Raw genomic sequence first — 23219 nt, 5'->3', positions numbered from 1 at the left:
TAGGAGCGGGACCGTGAAGCTCACCAAGATCACCCTGACCATCGCCACGGCGGCGGCCCTCATGGCCACCGCTGCGTGCGGCAACTCCGGTGGCGACCCGCTTGCCACCACCTCCAGCTCGAGCTCGGGCGGGGCTGCCAGCAGCACCATCAAGGTCGGCTCGGCCGACTTCCCCGAGAGCGCGCTGCTCGCCGAGATCTACGCCGGGGCCCTCGAGGCCAAGGGCGTCAAGGTCGAGAAGAAGCTCAACATCGGCGCCCGCGAGGCCTACATCCCGGCGCTCCAGGACGGGTCGATCGACCTCATCCCCGAGTACACCGGCGTGCTGCGTGACTACTTCAAGAAGGGCCAGACCGGCACCGATGCCGAGGCCGTCTACACCGAGCTCAAGGCCTCCGTCCCGGCCACGCTGACCGTGCTTGACAAGTCGGCGGCCGAGGACAAGGACGCCCTCGTGATGAAGAAGTCGCGCGCTGACGAGCTGGGTGTGAAGTCGATCGCCGACCTCGCCGGCAAGGCCGACAAGCTCACCGTCGGTGGACCGCCGGAGTGGAAGACCCGCGACACCGGCATTCCCGGGTTCAAGAAGATCTACGGCCTGGAGTTCAAGGCGTTCCGCCCGCTCGACGCCGGTGGCCCGCTCACGCTCGCTGCCCTGAAGAACGGCCAGATCGACGCCGGTGACCTGTTCACCACCGACCCGAGCATCGCGGCGAACGACCTCGTGGCGCTCGAGGACCCGAAGAACATGTATGCCGCGCAGAACGTCGTGCCGCTGATCACCAAGAGCAAGAGCAACCCGACCATCGAGGGTGCCCTCAACGCGGTCTCGGCCAAGCTCGACACGGCCACGCTGTCCGACCTGCTCACGCAGGTCGTCGTCGACAAGAAGGACGCCGACACGGTCGCCAAGGAGTTCCTGACCAAGGCCGGCCTCGCCTGACAGCAGCCCCTGACCGACCGATCCCGATCCTCCTCGGAGACGGATGAAGGCCGGGTGTGGTGTCCCCCCGGACCCACACCCGGCCTTTCGGCATGACCCCCCGGTCTGCCAATCCCAGTTCCGCCATCTCGGGAAGCGCCCCTCCGCGCCTCACGTGACCTCGGATCCCGCGATCTCCGTTGCCACAAGAGTGGCGGAGCGGGGCCGGGGCGGGCATCGGTGAAACCACCGATATTCCCCCTGACGGACGGGATAACCTGTCGGGGTGCTGACTCCGTGCGTGGGTCGTGACGACGTCCTCGAACGCCTTCGGCTCCTGCTCAGCAGCAACCGGTGGGTGACGCTGACCGGCGCCCCGGGATGCGGGAAGACGCTCGTCGCCCGGCACACCGCCAGCGGTGAGGGTGCGGTCGCCTGGGTCACCGGTTACCAGCAAGCGGACGTCGACTCCCTCGTGACCGCCTGCCTCGACGCCCTCGATGCCGAGGTGGCTCCCGGTGACTCGCCGACGCTGGCCCTCAAGCGGGCGCTCGACGGTCGCCAGACCCTGCTCGTGCTCGACGGCGTGGACGCCATCGAAGGCCTGGGCGAGCTGCTCAACGACCTGGTCGAGGACGCCGAGGACTGGCGCCTCCTGTGCACCGCGACCACGGTCTCGGGGCGACCGCACGAGCGGGTGCTCCGGGTGCCCCCACTCCCGGTGCCGACGGCGCGGCAACCCTTGGAGGGGCCGGCCATCGAGCTGCTGCTCGCCCGGGTCGCGGCCGCCGGAGGGCACTCGGTCGACCTCGACCAGCACGACAGCATCCTGCGGGGACTGTTGCGCGCCAGTGGTGGGCTGCCCTCACTGATCGAGCAGCTGGCGGTCCAGATCGCCCTCGTCGGGGTCAGCGACGTCTCCCCGACCAACACCCTTGCCGACGCCGTCCGCACCTCCTACGACCTGCTCGACCCGGCGCAGCAGGCGTGCTTCCGCCGGCTGGCCGTCATCGGTCGCCCGGTGGGCCTCGACGTCCTGGCCGACGTGTGTGGCGTGGGGCGCCCGCAGGCAGTCCAGCTCGCGGCCGCCCTGGCTCGGCGCAGCCTGGTCGAGGTGCAGCCGGACGGACGGTTCGACCTGCTGCCCCCGATGCGCGAGGCCGGACGTCTCCTGGCCCGCGAGACCGACGACGCGGAGAAGGCCCTCGAAGGACTCCTCACCTGGGCCGACCGTGTGGTGCCCAAGGCAGTGAACGCGGGGTCGGCCGACGAACCGTTCCTCAGCCAGCTCGCCCTCGTCGACTCCACGGTGCGCCAGGCCTGCGCCGTCGAGGCGACCCGACCGCGTGGCTACGCCATCGCCAACCGGGCCTTCCCCTCGCTGTCCGCCGCGATGCGGGCCCGTGAGGCGCTCGACATGATGGACGCCGCGCTCGCCAGCGGTGACGGCCCGCCGATCATCGGTTCGCAGCTCGCCCGCCGGGCCGGCATCTGCGCCTCCGAGGTGCGTGGCACCTACGAAGGGCTGCGGCTCCTCGATCGCGCGGAGGAGCACGCCTCCGCGCTCGACACCGCGACCCGTGACCTCGAGCTGGCCCGGAACGCCGCGATCCGCGCCGAGATGCACCTCGACGCGGGCGACCTCCTGTCAGCTCGCCGCGATGCCGAACGCACGCTCGACCTCGGGGGCGGCGACCCCTACGTCATCCGCCAGGTGCGGCGCACCCTGATGGACGTCTGCGTCTCGGCCGGCGACTTCGCCGAGGCCGAGGAGCTCGCCACCCTGATTGTCGACTCGCCTCCGGAGGACGAGCTCTGGATCGCGCTGTCGGCCCGCACCCTCCAGGCCAAGATCGCCTGGGAGCAGGGCCGGCTCGTCGAAGCCGCCTCGCTGGCGACCTTCGCCCGCTCGCAGGCCGAGGAGATCCGCGAGGATCGCATCGCGCTGCTCGCCGACACGGTGCACCGCATGGTCGCCGGTGGACCGGGGCTCAAGGTCGACACCGAGGCGCTGCCGTGGGCGGTGCGTCTCGTCGTGCAGCTCCAGGACGCGCGCCAGCTGCTCGCGGAGGGCGATGCCACCCGCGCCGCCGGTCGCGCCGCCGACATCGTCGTGCTCGCCGACAGCAGCAAGCTCGGCCGCGACGCCGTCGAGGCCAGGCTGCTCGTGGCTGACGCCCTGATGGCCCTCGGCGAACCCGCCCAGGCCCGACCGTCCTACCTGTCGGTGCTGCGCCGGGCCGTCGAGGTGCCCCTCCCGTTGCGTGCGGCCGACGCCCTCGACGGGTTGGCGGCGATCGCCGCGGAGTCGGGCACGGCGGCATACCGGTCCATCGCCGGGGCGGCCGAGGCACTGCGCGCCAGTCGCCGCGCGGTCGGGCGCGAGCGCCCGGGCGTGCCGTATGCCGCGGGCTCGCCGAAGGACTGCCCCGCGGGTTGGGTGTCGGCCGGCCAGCTGACCGCCGCCGGGGTGGCCGCGGTGACCGGCCTGCTCGGCAGCCAGGACTCGGTGGAGCAGGCGCCGACCCCGTTGCGGGTGCTGACCCGGGCCGAACGCGCCGTCGCCGAGCTGGTCGCCGAGGGGCTGACCAGCCGCCAGATCGCCGAGCAGCTGTTCGTGTCACCGCGCACGGTCGACGCCCACCTCAGCCACATCTTCCGCAAGCTCGAGATCGCGTCGCGTGCCAAGCTCGCCGCGTTGATGGTCGAGATCGCCTGAGCGACAACCAGTGGGCGCGCGACCACGAATGACAACCGTGCCCGACTTCACCTACCGCGTCGTCATCCGGCTGTGCCGCGCCCTGTTCCGGGCGCTGGGGCTGCGCATCCGGGTGTCCGGCATCGAGCACCTGCCCGCAGCCGGTGCTGTGGTCGTCGCGGCCAACCACAGCAGCTTCCTCGACTTCATGTTCGTCGGGCTGGCGGCGGTGCAGCGCGGGCGGCTGGTGCGGTTCATGGCCAAGGAGTCGGTGTTCCGGTCGCGCCTGTCGGGACCGCTGATGCGCGGCATGGCCCACATCCCCGTCGACCGGGTGCACGGTGAGCTGGCCGCCAGGCAGGGACTGCGCGCGTTGCGGTCCGGCCAGGTGGTGGGGGTCTACCCCGAGGCGACCATCGGACGGGCCTTCGTCGTGAAGGACGCCGTGGACCTGCGCCGAGGCGCGGCCTACCTGGCGTTGGCGACCGGCGCGCCGCTGGTCCCGGTCGCGCACTGGGGCATCCACCGGATCCTCACCGTCGACGGCCGCTACTCGCTGCGGCGTGGCAAGGCCGTCGAGGTGGTCGTCGGGGCGCCCCTCGTCCCGCTGTCCGGCGAGGATGCCGAAGCCCTCACCGCCCGACTGCACGACCGACTGAGCGCGATGGTCGACGAGCTGGTCGCGCGCTACCCGCAGCCACCGGCCGACCCGGCCCACGCGTGGTGGTGGCCGGCCGCCCTGGGCGGCGCGGCGCCGACCCGCGCCGACGCCCGCGTGCTCGACGACGCAGCCGTCAGCCGCGCCGACACCCCGCGCTGACCCCCACAGCCAGCCCCGCGGCATACCCCCTGTCGCGACGAACCTTTGCTAGCAAGGGTTCCTTGAACGCGGATAGGTTGCAGGGTGTCCGGGAACGAGCAACGTTTGCTAGCAAAGGTTGCTCGAAGGGGAGCTAGGCGACGGGCTGCGGCTCGCGCGGCTCGGGGTCGGGAGTGGGCTCGGTCGGCTCGGGCTCGGTGGGCTGGCCGTCGTCGCGGCGCTTGACCGCGGCGAGCAGCATCTGGGCGACGTCGACGACCTCGACGTCCGCGCCCTTGCCCTCGGACTGGGCGGCGGTCAGGCCGTCGGACATCATCACCCGGCAGAAGGGGCAGCCGATCGCGATCCGCTCGGCGCCGGTGCCGATGGCTTCCTCGGTGCGGTTGGTGTTGATCCGGGTGCCCAGCTTCTCCTCCATCCACATCCGCGCCCCGCCGGCACCGCAGCAGAACGACTTCTCCTTGGTGCGCTCCATCTCGCGCAGCTCGACCCCGGGCAGGGCGCCGATCAGCTCGCGCGGCGGGGCGTAGACACCGTTGTGCCGGCCGAGGTAGCAGGGGTCGTGGTAGGTCACCGTCTCGGCGGTGGAGGCGACGTCCTTGTTCGAGGACTTGCCGGGCACGTCGGCGGGACGGGCGACCGGGACGAGCTTCTTCTCGCGGACCAGCCGGTTGAGCAGCTGGGTGTGGTGGACCACCTCGTACTTGCCGCCGAGCTGCGGGTACTCGTTCTTGATGGTGTTGAAGCAGTGCGCGCAGGTGACGACGATCTTGGTGGCGCCGACCTCGTTGAGGGTCTCGACGTTCTGGGCGGCGAGCATCTGGAAGAGGAACTCGTTTCCGGCCCGTCGGGCGGAGTCGCCGGTGCAGGACTCGCCGTCGCCGAGGATCGCGAACGACACCCCGGCCTGGTCGAGCAGCTCGGCGACGGCGCGGGTGGTCTTCTTGGCGCGGTCCTCGTAGGCGCCGGCGCAGCCGACCCAGAACAGGTAGTCGACGTCGTCGGCGGACTCGACGTCCTGGCCCAGGATCTTCACCGGGAACGGCAGGTCCTTGGCCCAGTCGAGCCGGGCCCGGGCGGCCATCCCCCACGGGTTGCCCTTGTTCTCGAGGTTCTTGAACAGGCCGTTGAGCTCGTTCGGGAACGCGCTCTCGATGAGGTTCTGGTAGCGGCGCATGTCGACGATCGCGTCGACGTGCTCGATGTCGACCGGGCACTGCTCGACGCAGGCGCCACAGGTGGTGCAGGACCACAGCACGTCCTGGTCGATCACGGCGTCGGGTCCGTGCGGGTTGTACGCCGCCAGCGGGTTGGTGATGTCGTAGCCGGTGTCGCCGATCAGCGGCACCTCGGCCAGCGCAGCAGCGCCCTCGCCGAGACCCGAGCGGTCACCCTCGGTGGCGAGCAGCCACGGCGCCTTGGCGTGCGCGTGGTCGCGCAGCGCCATCACGAGCAGCTTGGGCGACAGCGGCTTGTCGGTGTTCCACGCGGGGCACTGGGACTGGCAGCGGCCGCACTCGGTGCAGGTGGTGAAGTCGAGCAGGCCCTTCCAGGTGAAGTCCTCGACCTTGCCGACCCCGAGCGCGGCGTCCTCGTCGAGGTCCTCGATGTTCTCGAAGTCGACCGGCTCGCCATTGACCATGAGCGGCTGGAGCTCGCCGAGCGAGGTGCGGCCGTCGGCGTGCCGCTTGAGGAAGATGTTGAAGAAGGCCAGGAAGCGGTGCCACGCGACCCCCATCGTCGGCTGCAGCGAGATGGTGATCATCCACGCGAACGAGATGAGGATCTTCACCGCGGCGACGACCACGATGACGTCCTCGAGGCGCGACACCGACCAGCCCTTGACCATCGCGCCGAGCCAGCCGGTCAGCGGGTAGTGCAGCGCGTCGGCGTGACCGACGCCGGAGAAGCCCTGGGTGCCGCCGTTGAAGTCGAGCGCGTACTCCAGCGCCCGCAGGGTGATGATGCAGATCGTGACGCCGAGGATGGTCAGCTCCACGTAGTAGGCCTGCCAGAAGGTCGACCCGAAGAACCGCGACCGCCGACCACCCTCGCCGGCGGCCGAGCGCGGGTGGTTCTTCTGCCGGATCACCATCAGCGCGACGATGCCCACCAGGCCGGTCCACGCGAAGAACTCGGTGACCCACTCGTAGAGGAAGAAGTGCCCGATCACCGGCAGCGTGAAGTCCGCCTTGACCAGCTGTCCGAACGCATTCAGCAGGGTGAAGAACAGCACCCCGAAGCTGATCATCGTGAACCAGTGCGCCACCGCGACGACCGGCAGCCGCGACATCCGCGTGTGGCCGAGGAACTCGCGCAGCAGCGTCACGGTGCGGGTGCCCTTGTCGCCGGTGCGGGTGGCATCGGGCTGGCCGAGGCGGAAGACGGCGAGGAACTCACCGATCACCCGCGCGAACAAGGCGATACCCGTGAGGGCGACGGCGAGGCACACGACGAGCGCGACGATCTGGAGCGCAGACATGATCGTCACTCTACTGGCCAGTAAGCGCCTGCTTACCGTCTGTGTGAGGAGCATCAAAGGTGAGTCGCGGCCCCCCTGCCAGGCCGGGGTATGCCGCGTGGCTGCCTCCGAGGACCCCGCGGCGTCCACCGGGTGCCCGCCTGCCGGGCGTTCGTTGCCAAGGTGCATAACGATCTGTTGGAATATGCATAACGTCGGGTTCGCTGAACCCGACGACAGCCCACGACCTCGCGCCACGGCTCGCCCGCGGCATACCGACGCAAGGAAGCTCGCATGCCCATCTATGACGATGTCACCAAGCTCATCGGCAACACCCCGCTGGTGCGGATCAACCGGCTGATCGACAGCGACGCGATCGTCGCCGGGAAGCTCGAGTTCTACAACCCGGCCTCCTCGGTCAAGGACCGCATCGGCGTCTCGATCATCGACGCCGCCGAGGCGGCCGGGGCGCTCAAGCCCGGTGGCACCATCGTCGAGGCGACGTCCGGCAACACCGGGATCGCGCTCGCCATGGTCGGCGCCGCCCGCGGCTACAACGTCGTCCTCACCATGCCGGAGACCATGTCGAAGGAGCGGCGTGCGCTGCTCCGCGCCTACGGCGCCGAGCTGATCCTGACCGAGGGCGCCCTGGGCATGAAGGGTGCCGTGGCCAAGTCGGAGGAGGTCGCGGCCGAGCGCGGCGGCATCCTCGCCAAGCAGTTCGCCAACGAGGCCAACCCCGAGATCCACCGCAAGACCACCGCGGAGGAGATCTGGAAGGACACCGACGGCCAGGTCGACATCGTCATCGCGGGGATCGGCACCGGCGGCACCATCACCGGCGTCGGTCAGGTCCTGAAGTCGCGCAAGCCCGGGGTGCAGATCATCGCGGTGGAGCCCGAGGAGTCGCCGATCCTCAACGGCGGACAGCCCGGCCCGCACAAGATCCAGGGCATCGGCGCGAACTTCGTCCCCGAGATCCTCGACCGCGACATCTACGACGAGGTCATCGACATCAACGCCGAGACGGCAGTCGAGTGGGCCAAGCGGGCCGCCAAGGAGGAGGGCCTGCTGGTGGGCATCTCGTCGGGCGCGGCGCTCGCGGCGGCCAACCAGGTCGCGACCCGCCCCGAGAACGCCGGCAAGACCATCGTCGTCATCATCCCGTCGTTCGGTGAGCGCTACCTCTCGACGATCCTCTTCTCCGACCTGCTCGACTGACCGACTGACCATGGCCGAGCGCACCTGAACCCGCCACAACCCTTCTGCCGCAACGGAACCCGATGACCCTCGCTCTCTACGCCAGGCGCGCACGCAATCGCATCGTCGACGACCTCGACGCCGCGATCGCGCGCGACCCGGCCGCGACCTCGCGGGTCGACGTGGCGCTGAACGCCCCTGGGCTGCACGCGATCTGGGCGTACCGGTTCGCCCACCGGCTGTGGCTGCGCGGCGGGTGGACCAAGCCGGTGGCGAGGGTCGTCATGACCTTCGTGCGCTCGGTGACCGGCGTCGAGATCCACCCCGGCGCGGTGATCGGTCACCGGTTCTTCATCGACCACGGCATGGGCGTCGTGATCGGCGAGACCGCCGAGGTCGGTGACGACGTGATGCTCTACCACGGCGTCACCCTCGGCGGCCGGTCGATGCAGCGGGTCAAGCGACACCCCACGGTGGGCTCCCGCGTCACCATCGGCGCGGGCGCCCGCATCCTCGGCCCGGTCCACATCGGCGACGACGTGCAGATCGGCGCGAACTCGGTCGTGGTCAAGGACATCCCGGCCGGGGCGGTCGCCACCGGGATCCCCGCGACAGTCCGGTTCCCGCACGGGACCGAGGACCCCTACGAGGCGATGTTCAAGGACCCGGCCCTCTGGATCTGAGAGGGGTCGGGTCGCCAGTCGGTGCCGAAGAGGCAGAAGGCCCCCGCGGCCGGGTGCTCTGCGAGGGTTGCGGCCAGGGCCTCGGAGGCGGTCCGACCTGACGCGAGCTGCTGGTGGTAGGCCACCATCGCCTGCTCCGCCACGACATCTGACACCGGCGCGACCGGGGCGACGACGCTGCGCACCCCGAGCGCCAGCAGGGCGGCGGTGAGACCGAGCGGTTCGTCGCCCGGTCGGGGGTCGAGCCGGCCGACGTCGCAGGCCGAGAGCACGACGTGCGGCGCGGTGGCCGGTCGCGGGAGCTCGTGGGCGAAGACCGGACCGTCGGCCATGTGCAGCGAGGAGAACCACGGGCTCTGCGGCTCGTGGGCGCCATGCGCGGCGATGTGCACCACGCCACCACTGACCAGGGCGTCCCGCACCGACTGGGCCGTCGCGGCCGAGTGTCCCTCGGTGTCCGCGCCGACCGACCGCCAGGTCTGGGCGACGGCGGCGGCCTCGGCCCCCGCTCGGAGCAGCCGGGGGCCGGTCAGGGTCGTGACGGCGAGCGCACCGTCGATCCTCGGGCCGGCGGAGAGCAGGGGGGTGGCCCATCGGGTCACCGACGGGGCCACCGTGACGGGGCGACCCGCGAGGCTGGGCAGCATGCCCCACGGCACCGCCATCAGGGTGCGGCCCGGGACGACCACGACCGGCCCGTCGCCGAGGCGGAGGTCGGAGAGCAGCCGCTGGTCGAGCGCTGCGACGGAGCCGGCGACCGCGCGTCCCACGGCGGCCTCCATCGTCGGGTTGGTGCTGGCGAAGGCGTGCGCCCGCAGGTCGCGGGTGAGCCGGTCGGCCAGGGCGGCGACCTCCGCGGCCGGGCCAATGTGGTGCAGCCGGCTGCCCTGCTCGCCGACGACCAGGACGTACTCCTCGCCTTCCTGGGCCACCCACACGAGGGCCTGTTCGCCGCGGGCCCGGAGCAGGTCGCGGGTGGTGCCGTGCCCGAGCGGAGCGCCCGCCGCCGCGACGTCGTCCTGCTCCACGCGCGTCCAGTCGAGTCGGCTGACCTCCCACTCGAGGCGTGCCGCGCGGGCGCGCTGCCGGGCACCCTCCTGGCCGGTGGTCACGCCCTCGCGGCGGGCCTGGCGCAGCTCGGCCAGCAGCTCCGCCGACCGCTGGTCCTGCGGTGCGGAGAGCAGCGGGAGGCGGTGGGACACCGCCCGCCAGCGCTCGACCGCGTCGAAGACCCGGGGCGCCGACCCGCTCGCCAGCGCGTCGTTGACGTCGAAGTCGGCGAGCCGCCGACCGTGCAGGGCCAGGGCGGACCGGATCTCGACGCTCTGGCTCGGCGCCTGCCGCTCCGTCAACCGGTTCATCGCGGCACGTACCGCGCGCCGCGACTTGACGGTGTTGCCCTGTGCCGCAGCGACTTTCGCGACAAGGAGCCGGTCGTGCATGTCGGCGGCGAAGCCCTGGCGCACCCGGCCGCTGAGTCTCTGCACGGCATACCCGGCGTCGTCGACCTGCCCCCTCAACAACAGGGCTTCGACGTGGACCCGCGCCGCGAGGCGTTCGTCGGGCGTGACCGGCCGGGCGACGTCGAGCCACGGCGCGAGCGTGCGGTTGAGGCCGCGCGGCACCACTCCCTCGGCCAGGGAGACCGAGGCGCGCAGCAGGGCGGCACTGCGCTGGCGCTCGGTGGCTCCACGGGCGCGGAAGGCCGCCACCGCGGCGTCGAGGTGCTCACGCGCGGTCGAGAGGTCGTCGCGCAGCATCGCCGTCGTGGCGAGGTCGAGCCGGAGGTCGGCCTCCTCGAGGCGGTGGCCGTCGCGCCGCGTCTCGTCGAGGGCGCGGCTGAGGGTCTCGCGGGCCTGGTCGAGCAGCCCGACCTCCAGCAGCACCAGGGCCAGGTCGTGCTGCGCCCGGACCCGACCGACCGGCACCGACATCTCGTCGGCCTCGCGCATCAGCTCGATCGCCTGGGGGAGCCGGCCCGCGTAGTACTCCAGGCACCCGAGGTTGTGGCGGACCTTGAACTCCTGCTCGGCCAGCCCGTGCTCGACGCAGACTCGCAGGGCGGTCTCCAGGTCGGCTCGCGCCGGGCCGAGCTCGAGCAGCGACAGGTGCGCCAGCCCGCCGTTGATGCGGGACGCCACCTCCTCGCCAGGAGTCAGGAGGGAGTGTCCGTCACCCACCTTGTCGAGGGCGGCCAGGGCCGAGCGCCAGTCCTGGCAGGAGACGTGCACCACCGCCTCCTGGATCCAGCTCAGCGCCCGGAGCCGGGGCGAGTCGTGCTGGGCCCGCGACTCCTGCAGCATCTCGAGGGCCTGGTCGAGCCCGTGCAAGGCCAGGGTCGGCCAGGCCAGGGTGATGAGCAGCCGGGCGCGGGTCGGCACCCGGTCGGGCTCGTCGAGGTCGTCGGACAGCGTCAGGGCGCGACGGAGCGAGCGCTCGGCGTCGCGGAACCTGCCGATCTCGTTGAGGTTCCGCGCTCGGGCCAAGAGCTCGGCGACCTGGCGGTCAGCAACCTCGATGTCGTCCCTCAGATCTCGATGGCTGGCGTGATGACGGGGCGGCTCTGCGGGTCGTCGAGCCGGCGCATGACGAGGTGGACGAGCCCGCGTTGCACCGAGGTGAACGTGAACCGACCCGCGTCGTCCGTCGTGGTCTCCTGGGTGCGCGAGCGCTCCCGCAGCTCGATGTGCGTCGGGCCGGTGGTCACCCACCCGCTCAGCCGGGCGTTGGTCCCCTCGACCAGCTCGATCGTGATCATCGCGCTGAGCTGCTCGCTGGAGAAGGTGATCGTGCCGGCCCGGTCGTAGTCGGTCGAGCGGACCCCGGCCAGCTCGGGCGTGGTCGTGGTGATCTCGGCGATCTCGGCCTCCAGCGCGGCGACCGACATCGCGAACTTGGCGCGCTCGGCGAGGTCGCTCGGCACCGGGTCGCTCGCCTGCAGGATGGACCGGAGGGTCGCCAGGGCCCGCAGGTCCTGCTCGTCGATGGGCTCTGCCGCGAGGGCGTCCAGGTCGTGTTCGGCGGTCATGACGTCGCCCACCCGGGGTCGCCGAGCAGGGCCAGCTTGAGCTTGGCGAGGCACCGACCCCGGGTCGGTCCGATGCTGCCGACCGGCATGCCCAGCGCATCGGCGACCTGGACGTAGTCGGGCCGTTCGGCGAGGGCGATGACCCGGAGCAGCTGCTGGCAGCGCTCGGGCAGGTCCTTGAAGTGGCGCCAGAGCAGACCCTGCTCCTGGCTGCGGACCACGGCGTCGGCGGGCTCGTCGCCCGTCGTCGGGACCTCGGGCATCGCATCGCCGATGTCCTCGCGCACGTCCTCGCGCCGCGACTTCTTCGACACCGCCCACGCCTCGCGGCGGGTGGTCGTGAGCAGCCACTTCAGGACGCCCCGGGGGTCGGTGATCCCCGATGCGTGCTGCACGAGTGACAGCCAGGTGTTCTGGACGACGTCCTCGGCCTGCGCGGCCGAGAGTCCCTGGGCGCGGGCGGTGTGCCAGAGCAGCGAGGTCGTGCTGTCGACCAGCTCGGACATCGCCTCGGGACGGCCGTCGCGGTAGTCGCTGAACGCGTTGGCGGCCAGCTCGGCAAGGCTGCGGGTGCCTCCTTCTGCGTGCATCACCGCTCTCCCTCCTTGGCGGCCCGGCGCCCCTTGAGCGAGGTGCGCTCCGCGATCGCGGCGCGGACCCGGCCGAGCAGGTCGAGCCTGGTCTTCACGTCAGCGTCGTCGGAGCACTCGTGCTCCACCATGGTCGCCGCGACGTCCCCGGCGTAGGCCGGCGCCGCGAACGACGTGCCGCTCCACAGCCCGAACCCGCTCGAGTAGTCGTCAGGGTCGCACGAGCCCCGGGCCGGGTCGTGTCCCGCTGGCTGGGCGATCACCGGCCGCAGGCTGCCGTCGAAGGTCGTCGGCATGGTGCTGACCACGGCCGTGCCGCAGCGGTAGGCCGTCACCCAGGACCCGGTGTTGGAGTAGATCGACACCGTGTGGCCGTCGGGGTTGTGCGACCCGACGCTGGTGATCGGGTGGTCGTAGCCGCCCGCAACGGCGAACGCCGCGGGGTAGAACTCCCGGTTGGTGCCGCCGTTCCCGGCCGCGGCGACCACCGCCACCCCGGTGCTGGCGAGCGCCCGCAGCACGCTGGAGAAGGCCGGCTCGTCGTCGAAGGCGCCCGGGGTCTCGTGGTAGTAGCCCAGCGAGAGCGACAGCACGTCGACGGCCGGCCCCTTGCCCCTGCCGGAGTGGGCCAGCAGCTGGCGCACGTAGAGCAGGCTCAGCGTCTCCACGAGGAACGCCTCGTCGGTGACGCCGTCACCGTGCATCACCGGGACGATCATCAGGACGGCATCGGGGCAGTGCTGGCGCACCACGCCCGCGATGAAGGTGCCGTGCCCGGCCAGCGGGTCGAGCACGCCGTTGACGCGGTCGAGGGTGCACCCGGTCAGCTCGGGGTCGTCGGCGGGGGTGAACCGCAGACCGATCGGCAACCCGTCGACCTCCACGTCACGGATGACGCGGTCGGCGAACCACGGGTGCTGGCCCAGCCCGGTGTCGAGCAGGGCCACGACGGGCCCCGACTTCTGGGTGGGCGCGGGCGCCGGCGCGGCCCAGACCACGGGTAGGCGCGGCGACGGTCCACCGCCGGGCATGGCGACCTCGTCGTCACCGACTCCGGAGCCGTAGCCGACCCCGGACCCGTAACCCACGCCCGAGCCGTAGCCGACTCCTGAGCCGTAACCCACCCCTGAGCCGTAACCCACGCCCGAGCCGTAGCCGGCCGCGGTGACGATGTGGCTGAGGCTGACGGCCTTGGCCGACTCCGGGTCCTCGGCGCGCAAGGTCTGGAGGATCAGCCAGGCGTCGGGAGCGACGACCGGCCGGTTCGGGAGCGGCCGGAACTCGACCATCGTCGAGACCGCCTCGTCGACCTGCGCGCCGAGCTCGTACTGCTCGACCAACGCCTCGAACCGCTCGTCGCGGCGCGTCTCGACCGAGTAGCCCAGCCGCTCGGCGATCGCGGACAACGAGCTGATCGGACCCTGCGCCGAACGGGTGGCGAGGCCACGCACGAGCAGTCGGTTGCCGGCATACAAGGTCGGCTCCAGGGCGTCGTCACCGTCGAGGCGCACCGCCTTCGCGGGGTCGAGCACGCGCACGTCGAGGCGCCGGGCCGCCGAGCGCGGGATCGCGACCGAGGGCGTGGGCCCCGGCCCTGACGGCGGCGGGGGAGTCGATGCGGCCATTGGTTCTCCTGAGGTGGTGCCGACCACGAAGTGCAGTGTTCAGCGTAGTGAGGGATCGCTTCATCTGACAGGAGAAGCCGACGGGTCGGGTGATACCGGACAGCCCCGAGATTCTGGTCCGGAAAAAACTTTCGGCGGGGATGTATCAGGGTCCGGCGCCCCCGCTCTTGTCCACTGTCAGACCTGGTCGGGGGACAAGGTGGGCACAACGAAAGGAAGCCTCGTGTCATGCAGGATCCGTCGCAGGGGGCGACGGGTCAGGCAGATGGAGGGCCGCTGGGCACAGGGGTGCCAGCGGACCGGACGGCAGGTCGTGGGGGCGTGCTGCCGTCCCGCCCCTCGGGGCGCGTCGCCGAGTAGGTCAGGTCGAGGAAGGTGCTGGTCAGGGGTTCCCAGCACGCGCCAGGCCCGACCTTCTCGGCGACGCCGTTGAGCCCAGCAACACAGGAACGGCACGGCATACAAGACCTCGTATGCCGTGCCGTTTCGTGCTGCGCGCCCGTCCCACCTTTATCGGGTCTAGGGAGAAGTGTCCGCTTCACCCGGGAAAGGTTTCCGGGTGAAGCCGCCCTTTGTCCCAGGACCCGATAAAGCTGAGGTCTCGTGGTCAGGGGAGCTTGCCGGGGCCCGGGCCGAACCCGGTCGTGTCGGCGTGCAGCCGACCGTCGGTCCCCCGGTGCAGGGTCTCGGGGAGATCCTCACCGGTGAAGCGCTCGCGGGCGCTGGCACCCGCGGTCTTCGCCGCGTCGCCGAGCTTGGCCGCGACGACGGGCGCCTGCTCCTTGACCGCCTGCTTCACGGTGTCGACCCGCGCCTGCACGGGCTCGCTGCCCCAGACGCGGTCGGCCTGGGTCTTGATCTGCTGGTAGCGCTTCTGACCGGCCTTCGCCCCGAGCACGTAGCCCGCAGCGAGACCGGCGAGGAACGAGAGCTTTGCCATGGTTCGCATCCTTCGGTCGGGGCTTCGACCCTAACCCATGATTCGCACAAACCCGCTGGTCAGCGACCCGCCCGAGCTTTCGCCCCGTCCCCAGCTCCATCGGGTCTGGCACCAAGGTTGACCCTCGCTCGGGTGATGAAGTCGAGCGAGGGTCAACGTTCCTGCATGACCCGACAAAGCTGGGACTCGTGGGCGGCGGGTGTGGGATTTGAACCCACGAGAGGTTGCCCTCTGGTCGCTTTCAAGGCGACTGCACTAGGCCACTATGCGAACCCGCCCGGCGTGCGCGCCAACTATTCCAGACCTTCCCATCCCGCCGGGAGCGAGTACCGTGGAGGAAGGGCGACGACACGCCACGAAGCAGGTGGTCGCAAAATCGATTGCGGTCCGAAATGTGTTGAATCGCAGCATAGTTCGGGCCGCGACCCAACCAATTCGACGCCACTCATACGCGAATTGAAGGATCCTGAAGTCACGGCCTCGCGACTAGCGTTCGCGGTGGGGGGAGATGAGACGTCCGCTTTCGGGCGGCGGGCCGAAGGCCGGGCAACCCTGCAGCCCGGCCTTCGCGCCGTCCCGGCTCCGGACCTGGCAGCTCAGCGTGCGCGGCCCTGCCGGCCCCCGGCCAGCGCCGCGTCGGCCAGCGCGTCCGCGACCGCGTCGAGGTCCCCGGTCGCGGCCCCCACCGTGACCCGCACGTGCCCGTCGGTGCCCCCGACCTCGGCAGCGCCCAGCCGGAACGGCGCCCCAGCCGCCACTCCGATCCCCCTGCTGGCGAGCCGGACGACCGCGGCGGTCTCGTCGTGCACCGGCACCCAGATGTTGATCCCCTCGGTCCCGGGCACCACGACACCACGGGCGGCCAGCGCGTCGACCACGTGCGCCCGCCGCGCGGCATACGTGACGGAGGCCCGGGCCACCTCGGTGCGGGCGGTCTCGCTGGTGAGCAGCCCGAGGAGCACCTGCTGCAGCAGCCGGCTCGACCAGCCCTGCCCCAGTTCGCGGCGGGCGGTCAGCGCCCGGTGCAGCGCCGCCGGAGCACTGAGCGCCGCGAGCCGCAGGTCCGGTCCGTGCGACTTCGAGAACGACCGGATGTATGCCGTGTGCTCGGGTCGCCAGCGACCCAGGCTCACGAGCGCCTCCGCGGACAGCCCGGCGGCCGAGTCGTCCTCCACCACCAGGGTGTCGGTGCCGTCGAGCAGGGCTGCGATGGCCTCGGCCCGTGCGGTGGTGATGGTGACGCCGACCGGGTTCTGGGCGCGGGGCTGGAGGAAGACGGCGGCCACCGGCTCGCGCAGGGCGTCCTCGAGCGCGCTGAGCTCGAGTCCCTCGTCGTCGAGCGGCACGCCGACGAGCTGCACACCGACGGACTCGAGGAGGTCGACCAGCGGCGGGAACCCAGGGTCCTCCACCACGACGCGGTCACCGAACCGCAGCGTCGTCCGCACGATGAGGTCCATCGCGTCCATCGCCCCGTCGACGACGGCCAGATTGGCTGCGGCATACGGCCAGTCCTCGCGAAGGGTGTCCGCGAGGGCCGGCAGCACCGGGTCGTCGAGGTAGCTGCCGGTCGTCGGGGCCGAGGTGAGCTGCGCGAGCACCGCGCCGAGCGACGGCAGCAGCGCGGGATCGGGCACCCCCGTGGACAGGTCGAGGGTGAAGGCCGCCTCGTGGCGAAGGGCCTGGCGGTAGCGCCCTCCCGTGGCCCCGCCCTGGTCGAGGATGGTGGTGCCCCGCCGCCCGTCGGCGTGGACGGCACCCGACCGCGCGAGCAGCGCCCAGGCCGCGCTCACCGTGGTGGGCGACAGCGCCAGCTGCGCGGCGACCGTCCGGATCGGGGGAAGCCGGTCGCCCGCCACCAGCTCGCCGTCCCGGATCGCCGCCGAGACGGCATGCGCGAGGCCCTTCGCGGTGGGGTGGTCGAGGCGTTGCTCGAGGGCGGAGAGGACGGCGGTCATGTTTTGTACCATAGCAATAGTGAGATTGTGTCACCAATCGGTGGTGCGTATGGTTGGGGCATGACGACGCGCATCTCCCACTGGATCGACGGCCGCCTCCACGAGGGCGGCTCCGGACGCTCGGCGCCGGTGTACAACCCCGCCACCGGGGAGGTCACCGCCGAGGTCGACCTGGCCTCCGTCGAGGAGCTCGACGCCGCGGTCCAGACCGCGGTCGTGGCGGCCCGCGAGTGGCGCCATACCTCCCTGTCGCGGCGCGCTGCCATCCTCTTCGCGTTTCGCGAGCTCCTGCACCAGCGCACGCCGGAGCTCGCCGCCATCATCACGGCCGAGCACGGCAAGGTGCTCTCCGACGCCGCGGGCGAGATCGCGCGTGGTCTCGAGAACGTCGAGTTCGCGACCGGCGTGCCGAACCTCCTCAAGGGCGGGTTCAGCGAGCAGGCCGCGACCGGGGTCGACGTCTACAACATCCGGCAGCCGCTCGGCGTCGTCGCCGGCATCACGCCGTTCAACTTCCCCGCCATGGTGCCGCTGTGGATGTGCGCCAACGCGATCGCCTGCGGTAACGCCTTCATCCTCAAGCCGAGCGAGAAGGACCCGTCCGCCGCGCTCTTCCTCGCCCAGCTGTGGAAGGAGGCCGGCCTGCCCGACGGCGTCTTCACCGTCGTCCACGGTGACAAGGTCGCCGTCGACGCGATCCTCGACCACCCCGCCGTCGCCGCGGTCAGCTTCGTCGGCTCCACGCCGATCGCCAGGTACATCTACGAGCGCGGCACCGCGAACGGCAAGCGCGTCCAGGCCCTCGGTGGCGCCAAGAACCACGCCCTCGTCCTGCCGGACGCCGACATCGACATGGCTGCCGACGCGGTCGTCTCCGCCGCCTACGGCTCAGCCGGCGAGCGGTGCATGGCGCTGTCGGTGGCCGTCGCGGTCGGTGACGTCGCCCAGCCGCTGGTCGACGCGATCGCCGCACGCCTGCCCAAGCTCACCGTCGGCGCCGGGACCGACCCCGACTCCGACATGGGTCCCCTGATCACCGCGGAGCACCGCGACAAGGTTGCCGGCTACGTCGACGCCGGCGAGTCCGCCGGTGCCGCGGTCGTCGTCGACGGGCGGACCGGCGACCACCCCGAGCAGGGCTTCTTCCTCGGGACGACGCTGCTCGACCACGTCACCCCCGAGATGACCGTCTACACCGACGAGATCTTCGGTCCGGTGCTGTCGGTCGTCCGCGTCGACACCTACGAGGCCGGGCTAGACCTCATCAACTCGAACCAGTACGCGAACGGCACGGCGATCTTCACCCGCGACGGTGGGGCCGCCCGCCAGTTCCAGTACGACGTCGAGGTCGGCATGGTCGGCATCAACGTGCCCATCCCCGTGCCGGTGGCCTACTACTCCTTCGGTGGCTGGAAGGACTCCCTGTTCGGCGACACCCACATGTACGGCCCCGAGGGCATCAACTTCTACACCCGGGGCAAGGTCGTCACGCAGCGCTGGCCCGACCCGGCGACGTCCAGCGTCGACCTCGGTTTCCCGCGCACCCGCTGACGCAAGCCGCCAGACTGTCCGGAACACCCGGCATACCAAGGACTCTCGATGACTGACACGCTCCCAGCCGCCACCACGACCACCGCCACTGCCTTCACGACCAACACCGAGGAGCAGGTGCGCCGTGACGACCGGGCCCACGTCTTCCACTCCTGGTCGGCACAGGGGCTGATCGACCCGCTGCCGATCGCTGACGCGTTCGGTTCCCACTTCACCGACTACTCGGGCAAGCGCTACCTCGACTTCTCGAGCCAGCTGGTCAACGTCAACATCGGCTACCAGCACCCCAAGCTGGTCGCGGCCATCCAGGAGCAGACAGGGCGGCTGACCACGATCAGCCCGGCCTTTGCCAACGACGCGCGCTCCGAGGCGGCCCGGCTCATCAGTGAGCTCGCCCCGGGCGACCTCAACCGGGTCTTCTTCACCAACGGTGGGGCCGAGGCGACCGAGAACGCCCTGCGCATGGCGCGGCTGCACACCGGGCGCCACAAGGTGATGGCGGCCTACCGCAGCTACCACGGTGCGACCGCGGGAGCCATTGCCCTGACTGGCGATCCGCGTCGGTGGCCTTCGGAGCCGGGTATGCCGGGCATCGTGCGTTACTGGGGGCCGTACCCCTACCGCTCGGCCTTTCATGCGCAGGACGAGCAGGAGGAAGGGGTCCGCGCGCTGCAGCACCTGCGGGACCTCATCACCGTCGAGGGTCCGCAGACCATCGCGGCGATCATCCTCGAGACCGTGGTCGGTACCAACGGCATCCTGGTGCCGCCGCCGGGCTACCTCCAGGGTGTCCGCGACCTGTGTGACGAGTTCGGGATCGTCATGATCGCCGACGAGGTGATGGCCGGGTTCGCCCGCTGTGGTGAGTGGTTCGCGGTCGACCACTGGGGTGTCGCCCCCGACCTGATCACCTTCGCCAAGGGGGTCAACAGCGGCTACGTGCCCCTCGGCGGCGTCATCATCTCCGACCGGATCGCGCAGACCTTCGACCAGCGGCCGTTCCCGGGTGGGCTCACCTACTCGGGTCACCCGCTCGCCTGCGCCTCGGCGGTGGCCTCCATCAACATCTTCAAGGAAGAAGGCATCGTCGAGCACGCCCGCTCGCTCGGCACCGACGTCATCGGTCCCGGTCTGCGCGACCTGGCCGAGCGCCACCCGAGTGTGGGCGAGGTCCGTGGCCTCGGTGCCTTCTGGGCGCTGGAGCTGGTCCGCGACCGGGCCACCCGCGAACCCCTCGTGCCGTTCAACGCCGGCGGTGCGGATGCCAAGCCGATGAACGACTTCGGCGCCGCGTGCAAGGAGCGCGGGCTGTGGCCGTTCATCCACTTCAACCGTACCCACGTCGTGCCGCCGTGCACCACGACCGCCGACGAGGTGCGTGAGGGACTGGCCATCCTCGACGAGGCGCTCACCGTCGCCGACGCCTTCTACACCGGCGCGGACGCCTGACGCCGGTGGGTCATCCCGCGCTGGCCGAGGCCGCGCCGGCCGTCTACTGGCTCGACCAGCCCGACCGACCAGCGCGCCGCCCGGGTCTCGGGGGTGTCTCGTCCGCCGACCTGAAGGCGGACCTCGTCGTGGTCGGTGCAGGGTACTCCGGTCTCTGGACTGCCTTGCTGGCCAAGGAGACCGACCCGTCGCTCGACGTCCTCGTCCTCGAGGCCGGATCGGTGGGGTGGGCGGCCTCCGGCCGCAACGGTGGCTTCTGCTCCTCGAGCCTGACGCACGGCGAGGCCAACGGCCGCGCCCGATGGCCGCAGGAGTATGCCGCGTTGCACCGTCTGGGGCTGGAGAACCTCGACGGCATCGAGGCGACCGTGCGCAGGTACGGGATCGAGTGCGTCTTCCGGCGCACCGGTGAGCTGACCGTGGCGACGGAGCCGCACCAGGTGCAGTGGCTGGCCGAGGAGTCCGAGGGTGAGCTGCTCGACCGCGAGGCGGTGCGAGCCCACCTCGACTCGCCGACCTACCTCGCCGGTCTCTACCAGTCCGGCGAGACGGCGATCGTCGACCCGGCCCGCCTGGCGTGGGGGCTCGCGCGAGCAGCCGAGTCGCTGGGAGTCCGCATCGCCGAGGGCGTGCGGGTGACGGGTCTGTCGACCGCCGGGTCGGGTGTCGACGTCACCACGGCCGAGGGCAGGGTCGTCCATGCGCCACGAGTTGCATTGGGCACCAACGCTTTCCCCTCCTTGGTCCGACGCACCCGGCTACACACCGTGCCCGTCTACGACTACGCCCTCATGACCGAGCCGCTGTCGGACGCCCAGCTCGACTCGCTGGGCTGGGCCAGCCGGGCCGGCGTCGGGGACATGGCCAACCAGTTCCACTACTACCGCCTCTCCGCCGACAACCGGATCCTCTGGGGCGGCTACGACGCGATCTACCACTACGGGCGTCGTCTCGAGCCCAGCCTGGACCAGCGGCCCGCGACGTTCGACCGGCTGGCCACCCACTTCTTCGAGACGTTCCCGCAGCTCGAGGGCCTGCGCTTCAGCCACCAGTGGGGCGGGGCCATCGACACCTCCACCCGGTTCTGCGCGTTCTACGGCACCACCCACCGCGGTCGGGTCGCCTATGCGACAGGGTTCACCGGTCTGGGTGTAGGCGCGACCCGCTTCGGCGCCCAGGTCATGCTCGACCTGCTCAACGGCGCGGAGACCGAGCGCACCCGGCTAGCGATGGTGCGCGAGAAGCCGCTGCCCTTCCCGCCGGAACCGTTGGCCTACACCGGGATCCAGCTCACGCGCTGGGCGCTCGCGAGTGCCGACCGGCACGAGGGCCGGCGCAACCTGTGGCTGCGGGCCCTCGACCGAGCTGGCCTCGGCTTCGACTCCTAGGACGTGCGGGTCCTCGCGGCCCCGCCTGGAAACCGGCCAATTGCCCGGTTCCCCGGCCCTCCACGCACCGGTGCGGCGGGAAACCGGGCAATTGGCCGAATCCTTGGGAGCCTTCGCCGCCTAGAGCGACGAGTCCTGGGGCTGGGCCGTGTCGAGGTGAGTGCGCAGGATGTCCGCGGCGAGGTCGTCGCGGGTCCGGCCGGTGGCAGCGGCCCGCTCCGCCAGCGCGGCGGCCACATCCGGCGGCAGGTCCAGCGTCGTTGCGGAGGTCCGTTGGTCGTCGCTCGAGCCGGGTCCGAACTTCATCAGGGCCGCCCCGACCACCGTCCCGAGGACGTCGAGGATGGCGACGATCCCGACCGCGCGGTAGAAGCCGTCGCCGGGGTCGACGCCGAGCACGAGCAGGCTGGTCAGCACGGCCAGGAGGGCGGCCAGCCCGATGGTGCCGAGCAGCATCCGTCGGGCCACGACGTTGGCCTTCTCTCCGGGCGCGAGCAGCAGGCAGGTCTGGGCGAGCGTGGCTGCGACGATGCCACCGACCGCGAACGTCTTGACGAGGGCTTCGTCGAGCCCACCACCCCCGTCGGCCCAGATCAGCAGCAAGCCGGTGACCAGGGGGACGAGGACGACCACACCACCCGCGATCCCGACCGGCTGTGACCTGCGGCCCGCAGTCGTGAGGTAGCAGAGCACCGCGATGCTGACGACGCCGACCAGCAGGGTGGTGAGGAGGATCTGTCCCTCCGTCTCGCCGAAGTCGCCTCCGCCGAGGAGAGCGACGATGCCGAGGAGGGCGGCCAGGGAGAACGAGCCGATGGTGACGCGGACGATCCAGCGTCGGATCGGTGCCGTGGTCGTGGTGGTGCGGGGGGTGGCCATGCCTCATGGTGGTGCATCGCGCTCGGTTCGCGCCTGAGTACCAAGCGCAGACGGCATGGCCCACACGGGTGGTCCTGTCCCCGGACCCGGGTGCGAGGATGGCTGGGTGAGCCTCCCCGAGCCGCGCCCCCTCGACCTGCCCCGGACGCCACCCTTGCGCCTGCGTGGCCGGACCTTCGACGCGTCGAGCCCTGCGGTCATGGGGATCATCAACCGCACCAGCGACTCCTTCTTCGCCGGCAACCGGCACGCCGACCTCGAGTCGGCCAAGCGTGCCCTCGATCTTGCGGTGGCGGCCGGCGCCGACATCGTCGACGTCGGCGGGGTGCGCGCCGGGCAGGAGGGCGAGGTGGTAGGCCCCCAGGAGGAGATCGACCGCGTCGTGCCCTTCCTGGCCCACGCCCGCGAGACCTATCCAGAGCTCGTCCTCAGCCTCGACACGTGGCGGTCCGAGGTGGCGCAGGAGGCGGGCCGGCACGGCCTCGACCTCATCAACGACACGTGGGCCGGCCACGATCCCGAGCTCGTCCACGTCGCGGCGAAGATCGGCGCCGGGATGGTCTGCTCCCACACGGGTGGGCTCCCGCCGCGCACCGACCCGGTCCGGGTGACCTACGGGACCGACCCGCTCGACGTCGTCCGAGACGTGCTCCGCACGCTGGCCGACGGTGCAGCCGCGGCCCGGCAGGCCGGCATACCCCAGGACCGGATCCTCATCGACCCCACGCTCGACTTCGGCAAGACGACCGTGCACTCCCTGGAGGTGCTCCGGCACACCGCAGTGGTGGCAGAGCTGGGCTTCCCGATCCTGCAGGCGTTGTCGCGCAAGGACTTCGTCGGTGAGTCGCTCGGGCTCGAGGCCGACGACCGGCTCGAGGGCACGCTGGCGGCGACCGCCGTCGCGGCCTGGCTGGGTGCCACGGTGTTCCGCGCCCACGACGTGCGCGCCACCCGTCGGGTGGTCGACATGGTGGCCGTCATCCGGGGCGACCGCGCGCCGGTCCGCGCCGTACGCGGCGTCTGACGG

At 71.4% G+C, this 23219-nt stretch carries 17 protein-coding genes and 1 tRNA gene; 9 read left to right on the top strand and 9 right to left on the bottom strand.

Going from position 1 to position 23219, the window contains the following annotated elements; genetic code table 11:
- Positions 1–13: 13 nt before the first annotated feature.
- The 3 genes from ASG95_RS20125 to ASG95_RS20115 all read left to right on the top strand — a co-directional run bounded on the left by ASG95_RS20125 (position 14) and on the right by ASG95_RS20115 (position 4440).
- Positions 14–943 carry an ABC transporter substrate-binding protein gene (locus ASG95_RS20125; RefSeq protein ID WP_235544072.1) on the top strand — a complete coding sequence of 310 codons (930 nt, stop codon included), beginning with the start codon at positions 14–16 and terminating at the stop codon, positions 941–943.
- Positions 944–1223: 280 nt separating this feature from the next.
- Positions 1224–3641 (top strand): LuxR C-terminal-related transcriptional regulator, encoded by a 2418-nt coding sequence (locus ASG95_RS20120; protein ID WP_057378591.1) that lies wholly within the window; start codon positions 1224–1226, stop codon positions 3639–3641.
- A gap of 37 nt (positions 3642–3678) precedes the next feature.
- Positions 3679–4440, top strand: coding sequence for a 1-acyl-sn-glycerol-3-phosphate acyltransferase (locus tag ASG95_RS20115; RefSeq protein ID WP_082592964.1), 762 nt, complete (start codon positions 3679–3681; stop codon positions 4438–4440).
- 133 nt (positions 4441–4573) lie between these two features.
- Here ASG95_RS20115 and ASG95_RS20110 read toward each other — a convergent pair whose 3' ends face one another.
- A complete protein-coding gene (locus tag ASG95_RS20110) occupies positions 4574–6922 on the bottom strand; it encodes a (Fe-S)-binding protein (protein WP_057379035.1) in 2349 nt (782 codons plus the stop codon).
- 273 nt (positions 6923–7195) lie between these two features.
- Between ASG95_RS20110 and cysK the strand changes: the two genes are divergently transcribed.
- Complete coding sequence (gene cysK / locus ASG95_RS20105; protein WP_056921492.1) at positions 7196–8122, top strand: cysteine synthase A; 927 nt, start codon at positions 7196–7198, stop codon at positions 8120–8122.
- A 62-nt stretch (positions 8123–8184) separates the two neighbouring features.
- Positions 8185–8784, top strand: a complete 600-nt coding sequence (gene cysE, locus ASG95_RS20100) for a serine O-acetyltransferase (protein WP_057378590.1) — start codon at positions 8185–8187, stop codon at positions 8782–8784.
- On the opposite strand, the gene ASG95_RS20095 is transcribed toward cysE, so the two are convergent.
- The 7 genes from ASG95_RS20095 to ASG95_RS20065 all read right to left on the bottom strand — a co-directional run bounded on the left by ASG95_RS20095 (position 8745) and on the right by ASG95_RS20065 (position 16925).
- Entirely contained in the window at positions 8745–11270 is a 2526-nt protein-coding gene (locus tag ASG95_RS20095; RefSeq protein ID WP_057378589.1) for a CHAT domain-containing protein, read from the bottom strand. The genes cysE and ASG95_RS20095 overlap by 40 nt on opposite strands.
- 41 nt (positions 11271–11311) lie before the next feature.
- On the bottom strand, positions 11312–11812 hold the full coding sequence (locus ASG95_RS20090) for a hypothetical protein (RefSeq protein WP_157582314.1): 501 nt from the start codon (positions 11810–11812) through the stop codon (positions 11312–11314).
- Positions 11809–12402 (bottom strand): RNA polymerase sigma factor, encoded by a 594-nt coding sequence (locus tag ASG95_RS20085; protein ID WP_057379034.1) that lies wholly within the window; start codon positions 12400–12402, stop codon positions 11809–11811. The genes ASG95_RS20090 and ASG95_RS20085 overlap by 4 nt, the downstream gene beginning before the upstream one ends.
- Positions 12402–14027 carry a S8/S53 family peptidase gene (locus ASG95_RS20080; protein ID WP_057378588.1) on the bottom strand — a complete coding sequence of 542 codons (1626 nt, stop codon included), beginning with the start codon at positions 14025–14027 and terminating at the stop codon, positions 12402–12404. The genes ASG95_RS20085 and ASG95_RS20080 overlap by 1 nt, the downstream gene beginning before the upstream one ends.
- 607 nt (positions 14028–14634) lie before the next feature.
- A complete protein-coding gene (locus ASG95_RS20075; RefSeq protein WP_057378587.1) occupies positions 14635–14967 on the bottom strand; it encodes a hypothetical protein in 333 nt (110 codons plus the stop codon).
- Between the two features lie 193 nt (positions 14968–15160).
- Positions 15161–15245, bottom strand: a tRNA-Ser gene (locus tag ASG95_RS20070).
- 318 nt (positions 15246–15563) lie between these two features.
- Positions 15564–16925, bottom strand: a complete 1362-nt coding sequence (locus tag ASG95_RS20065; RefSeq protein WP_057378586.1) for a PLP-dependent aminotransferase family protein — start codon at positions 16923–16925, stop codon at positions 15564–15566.
- Positions 16926–16985: 60 nt separating this feature from the next.
- On the opposite strand from ASG95_RS20065, the gene ASG95_RS20060 reads away from it, so the two are divergent.
- The 3 genes from ASG95_RS20060 to ASG95_RS20050 are packed head-to-tail and all read left to right on the top strand — an operon-like array spanning position 16986 to position 21313.
- Entirely contained in the window at positions 16986–18476 is a 1491-nt protein-coding gene (locus ASG95_RS20060) for a CoA-acylating methylmalonate-semialdehyde dehydrogenase (protein WP_057378585.1), read from the top strand.
- 48 nt (positions 18477–18524) lie between these two features.
- Positions 18525–19925 carry an aspartate aminotransferase family protein gene (locus ASG95_RS20055; protein WP_082592962.1) on the top strand — a complete coding sequence of 467 codons (1401 nt, stop codon included), beginning with the start codon at positions 18525–18527 and terminating at the stop codon, positions 19923–19925.
- A 5-nt stretch (positions 19926–19930) separates the two neighbouring features.
- A complete protein-coding gene (locus ASG95_RS20050) occupies positions 19931–21313 on the top strand; it encodes an FAD-binding oxidoreductase (RefSeq protein WP_235544070.1) in 1383 nt (460 codons plus the stop codon).
- A gap of 120 nt (positions 21314–21433) precedes the next feature.
- Here the strand turns inward: ASG95_RS20050 and ASG95_RS20045 are convergent, their stop codons facing one another.
- Positions 21434–22192, bottom strand: coding sequence for a hypothetical protein (locus ASG95_RS20045; RefSeq protein WP_056921501.1), 759 nt, complete (start codon positions 22190–22192; stop codon positions 21434–21436).
- Between the two features lie 106 nt (positions 22193–22298).
- Between ASG95_RS20045 and folP the strand changes: the two genes are divergently transcribed.
- Positions 22299–23216 carry a dihydropteroate synthase gene (folP, locus tag ASG95_RS20040; RefSeq protein WP_056921502.1) on the top strand — a complete coding sequence of 306 codons (918 nt, stop codon included), beginning with the start codon at positions 22299–22301 and terminating at the stop codon, positions 23214–23216.
- Positions 23217–23219: the final 3 nt, after the last annotated feature.

Source organism: Phycicoccus sp. Soil803, assembly GCF_001429685.1.
Lineage (GTDB): Bacteria > Actinomycetota > Actinomycetes > Actinomycetales > Dermatophilaceae > Pedococcus.
This window is presented reverse-complemented; position numbering and strand designations above follow the sequence as displayed.

Coding starts and splice junctions, on each gene's coding strand:
- ASG95_RS20045 (WP_056921501.1), bottom strand. CDS start 22,192: ATGGCCACCCCCCGCACCACCACGACCACGGCACCGATCCGACGCTGG.
- cysE (WP_057378590.1), top strand. CDS start 8,185: ATGACCCTCGCTCTCTACGCCAGGCGCGCACGCAATCGCATCGTCGAC.
- ASG95_RS20060 (WP_057378585.1), top strand. CDS start 16,986: ATGACGACGCGCATCTCCCACTGGATCGACGGCCGCCTCCACGAGGGC.
- cysK (WP_056921492.1), top strand. CDS start 7,196: ATGCCCATCTATGACGATGTCACCAAGCTCATCGGCAACACCCCGCTG.
- ASG95_RS20085 (WP_057379034.1), bottom strand. CDS start 12,402: ATGCACGCAGAAGGAGGCACCCGCAGCCTTGCCGAGCTGGCCGCCAAC.
- ASG95_RS20075 (WP_057378587.1), bottom strand. CDS start 14,967: ATGGCAAAGCTCTCGTTCCTCGCCGGTCTCGCTGCGGGCTACGTGCTC.
- ASG95_RS20090 (WP_157582314.1), bottom strand. CDS start 11,812: ATGACCGCCGAACACGACCTGGACGCCCTCGCGGCAGAGCCCATCGAC.
- ASG95_RS20055 (WP_082592962.1), top strand. CDS start 18,525: ATGACTGACACGCTCCCAGCCGCCACCACGACCACCGCCACTGCCTTC.
- ASG95_RS20110 (WP_057379035.1), bottom strand. CDS start 6,922: ATGTCTGCGCTCCAGATCGTCGCGCTCGTCGTGTGCCTCGCCGTCGCC.
- ASG95_RS20080 (WP_057378588.1), bottom strand. CDS start 14,027: ATGGCCGCATCGACTCCCCCGCCGCCGTCAGGGCCGGGGCCCACGCCC.
- ASG95_RS20065 (WP_057378586.1), bottom strand. CDS start 16,925: ATGACCGCCGTCCTCTCCGCCCTCGAGCAACGCCTCGACCACCCCACC.